A 4,065-nucleotide genomic window follows, 5' to 3' on the forward strand; every position below is an offset into this window, starting at 1 on the left:
ACGGCCGACGGGGCAGGGGCGGCGAGCCCGCTGACCCGGGCGCAGGACCTGATCGGCCGGCTGCCGGTGCCACGGGCGCTCAGCCTCGGGCTGGCCTCCCCGCTCAACCGGCCGGGCCGCTCGGCGACCACCGGCGCCGCCGTGGTGCTCGGCACGGTCGGGGTCACCCTCTGCGTCGGCCTGACGCTCTCGTTGAGCTCCCTCCAGGAGGGCCTGACGGCCGACCGCGCGGGCAAGGTGGTGGTCCAGGCTCCGATGGAGGGCTCCGCGCAGCCCGTCGACCACGTGGACGAGGCGGCCGTGGCCAAGGCCATCGACTCCCGCCCGGGCACCCGGGCCTGGTTCAGCAGCGTCCCCACCCCGGTCACCCTGGCCGGGAACACCGGGCGCTCCGAGGTGGTCGCGTTCAGCGGCGACGCCTCCTGGAGCGGCTTCCAGCTGGTCTCCGGCCGCTGGTTCCACGGCCCCGGCGAGGTCGTGGTGGCCGCCGCCTACCTGCGGGCCAACCAGGCGAAGGTCGGCGACACCGTCACCCTCACCGACCACGGGCGGAGCACCCCGGCGAAGATCACCGGCGAGGTCCTGACCACCAACGACCTGGTGTTCACGGACCGGGCCACGCTGGCGCCGCTCGGCGGCACGATCCACGCCGAGGCGCTCTCCTTCCACATCGACCTCACCCCGGGCACCGACGCGCAGGCCTACGCCGACGGGCTGGACCAGGCCGTCGAGCCGCTGGGCCTGGGCGCCGAACCCGGCGGGGAGCACCTCAACATCGTGGTGCTGGCGATGAACACCCTGGCGGGCACACTCACGCTGCTGCTCTCCGTGGTGGCAGGGCTCGGGGTGCTCAACACCGTGCTGTTGGACACCCGGGAGCGGGTGCACGACCTCGGGGTGCTGAAGGCGCTCGGGATGTCACCACGGCAGACCGTCGGCATGGTGCTCACCTCGGTCTGCGGCAGTGGGCTGGCGGCCGGGCTGATCGGGGTCCCGATCGGCATCCTGGTGCACCACCAGGTGATGCCCGCGATGGCCAAGGCCGCAGGGATCGGAGTGCCGGACGCGGACCTCGCCGTGTTCGCCCCGTCGGTGGCGGGGCCGCTGATACTCGGCGGCCTGGTGCTGGCCCTGCTCGGCGCCGTCCTCCCTGCCACCTGGGCGGCCCGTACCCGGACGGTCACGGCGCTGCGGACGGAGTGACGGCGGGGGAGAGCCGGGAGAGGGGCACGCCCGGCTCCGCCCGGCCCTGCCCGGGAGCCCCCCGTCAGGCTCCCCGGCAGAGGCCAGGGCAGAGCCGGACGCGCCCGGCCCGGCCCAGGCCGGACGGGGACCAGCCCGGCCCAGGTCAGCCCAGGCCGGCCCGACCCCGATCATCCGACCGGGCCCGGATCAGGACAGCCGCGCCGCCGCGTACGCCTCCATGGCGGCACGCTGGTACGCGGCCAGGCCCTGGGCGATGGCCTCGTACGCGGCGCTCCACTGCTCGTTCTCGGTGCAGGAACGGGCGATCGTCAGGTACTCCTCGGTCGGGACCGGCCGGATGGTGCCGAGCAGCCGGTACTCCTCGTCGATCGTGCTCTGCACGGGCTCGGCGTCGGCCGGGTGGCCGGCCGCCATCAGCTCCGCCAGGCGGATCATGCGGGCGGTCCGCTCGCGCTGTCCGGCCTCGATCTCGGCCGGGGCCATCGCGGCGGTCGCGCGCCGGGCCGCCTCGGCGTGCTCGGGGAAGTCACGCAGACTCGCGTCGACGTCATCGGGCTGGATGCCCTCGAACAGGTTCTCGGGGCGGTTGATGGTCATGGGCGTGCCGTCCTTCCGGGAGCGTTCCAGGTCGGCGATCGTGCGGGAAACGGTGGCGGCCAGGGCGTCGAGCCGGTCGCGCTCGGCGACCAGTCGCCGGCGGTGGCCCCGCAGGGCCTCCAGCTCGTCCACCTGATCGCCCAGGATCCGGGCGATCTCGGTCAGCCCCACGCCCAGTGCCCGCAGTACCAGGATCTGCTGCAGCTGGAGCAACTGCCGTTCCTCGTAATAGCGGTGGCCGTTGGAGCCGATCCGGGCCGGTGGCAGCAGTCCGATCTCGTCGTAGTGCCGGAGGGTTCTGGCCGTCACACCGGACATCCGGGCTACTTCAGCGATGGGCCAGGCCATGGCCGCCTCCCTCGTTTCCACGTCCCCACGTTCGCGTGGACCGGGCCGGTTCTCCGGCCCTGGTCACGACGGTAGAAGCTGCCGCTGCGGCAGCTTCAAGCCCGGGGGCCCTGTCCGTCGCCGCCGCCCGCATTGCCGCCTACGCCTCGGCGAACCAGTCCAGGGACTGCCCGTGCGGCCCGGTGAAGGCCACCGGCCGCTCGTCCAGGGCGAGCGCGAACAGTCCGGAGCCGGTCGGGGCCGGGCGGGGGAGGCGTCGGGCGACGGACGCCAGCACGGAGACCGCCTCGTTGGAGATCCAGTGCCCGGGCAGCTCGCGCATGGTCGCCGCGAACTCCTCCCGCTCCTCCGGAGGCAGGTACGCGAGCACCGCGCTGTGGAACACCACCGGCGTCGCCCCCGCCGGGGCCTGCGCCACCAACTCCCGTACCGCTGCGTTGAGATCGCCGCGCACCAGCAGCGGCGGTTCGGCCCGGGCGACCAGGACGGCGCCGCGCAGCCGGTCCAACCGGTGGGTCTGCTCGGGCCAGACCAGGGACTCCAGCCAGCGCATGTCCTCCTCGGCCCGTACGTCCAGCGGATTGAGGTCGATCCCGGCCCGCCACACCACCTCGGGCAGCCGTTCCCGCAGGGAGCCGGGGAGCGGTACCGGACCGCTCACCGTACAGTCCAGCGTCACCGGGCTCGCCTCGGCGCCGAACTCGACGCCGAACCCGGCGACCGGGGTACCGGTCCCACGCTCGCACCCGTCCTCCCCGGCCAGGTACCGGTACCGATACCGGTCCGGGTACAGGCAGAGCCCGGCCGAGGCGCCCACCTCGATCAGGGCGAGCGGCTGCGGCAGTGCGGCCAGCAGCGGCAGCAGGGTGGCGCAGCGGCCCGCCTCGTTGGTCTGCGTCCGCCGCTCCAGCATCGTCGCCGAGACCTCGGCCCAGTGCTCCGCCGCCCAGTCGCGGAAGGCCGGCCAGCCCTCCGTCACCGGCCCGCCCAGGTGCCTGACCGCGCCGAACAGCAGGTTCGGCTGCCGCTTCGCGGCCGGCAGCCCGTCCAGCAGCGCACACGACTGCTCGTCCTCGGCGACGCGTTCGGCCAGCGCCTGGTAGACCGGCGAGTTGCCGCGCGCCTCCCGCTCCGCGAACGCCCGGTAGAGCTCCCCCGTATCGCTGCGCATCCCCCGCATGCCCTTTCGACGCCTTCTCAAGTGATCGAATCGGCCCAGCCTACGCCCGCCCGACGCGCCTGCCGTCGCCCGCGGTGCGCCGACCAGTGCGTCGACCAGCGCGCCGAGGACCGGCTGACCCCAAGCGTCCTCCCGGACAGCGGCGTGCAGTGCGCGCACCGGCTCCGGACCGCTCAACCGCTGCCCGGCGACGCCCGGATGGCGCTGGGGCAGGCCAAGCTCGGGAACCAGTGCCGCCCCCGGACCGGCCGCGGCGAAACCCTGCGCGGCTGCGTGGTCCGGGCCGTCCACCGCGACCGCCGGGTGGAAGCCGGCCGTCCCGCAGCTGGACCAGCCGCAGACCATCCGAGGGCTGACCACCATCCCGAGCGCGGCGCAGCCGTCCCGCACCTCGGTGAGCGGGGCCTCGGGTCGGTCGCGCCGAGGTCGAGCCGTACGCCCGGGTCGTCCCGGCGGAACCCGGCCACGCTCGGGGCCACCAGCGCGACACCGGCAGTGGCGAAGTAGCGGACGGTCAGGTTGCCACTGCGCCCGGCCCACAGCCGGGGTGGTCTGTGTCAGTGGATGACGACGGATGCGCTGCTCGTGCCGCCGCGCTCAGGCCGGCCCGGCCCACGCTCCGGTCAGTCCGGCCCGTACCCGGGGCCGGCCGCCGACCGCACCAGCACCGTCAGCAGGCCGTGGACCACCGGGAACCAGGACGCGCCCGCCGCCCGCCGCCCGCCGCCGTCGGC

3 protein-coding genes are annotated in these 4,065 nt (G+C 74.8%); 1 reads left to right on the forward strand and 2 read right to left on the reverse strand.

Annotated elements, in window-relative coordinates; all coding sequences use genetic code 11:
• On the forward strand, positions 1-1,203 hold a 1,203-nt coding region (locus KS423_RS40085; RefSeq protein WP_224284657.1), incomplete at its 5' end, for an FtsX-like permease family protein.
• 189 nt (positions 1,204-1,392) lie between these two features.
• Here KS423_RS40085 and KS423_RS40090 read toward each other — a convergent pair.
• Positions 1,393-2,151: a MerR family transcriptional regulator gene (locus KS423_RS40090; protein ID WP_224284658.1), complete on the reverse strand. Its 759-nt coding sequence runs from the start codon at positions 2,149-2,151 to the stop codon at positions 1,393-1,395.
• A gap of 139 nt (positions 2,152-2,290) precedes the next feature.
• Positions 2,291-3,721, reverse strand: a complete 1,431-nt coding sequence (locus tag KS423_RS40095; RefSeq protein WP_224284659.1) for a DUF2332 family protein — start codon at positions 3,719-3,721, stop codon at positions 2,291-2,293.
• Between the last annotated feature and the right edge of the window lie 344 nt (positions 3,722-4,065).

It is taken from the genome of Streptomyces sp. LS1784, from assembly GCF_020103755.1.
Taxonomy (GTDB): domain Bacteria; phylum Actinomycetota; class Actinomycetes; order Streptomycetales; family Streptomycetaceae; genus Kitasatospora.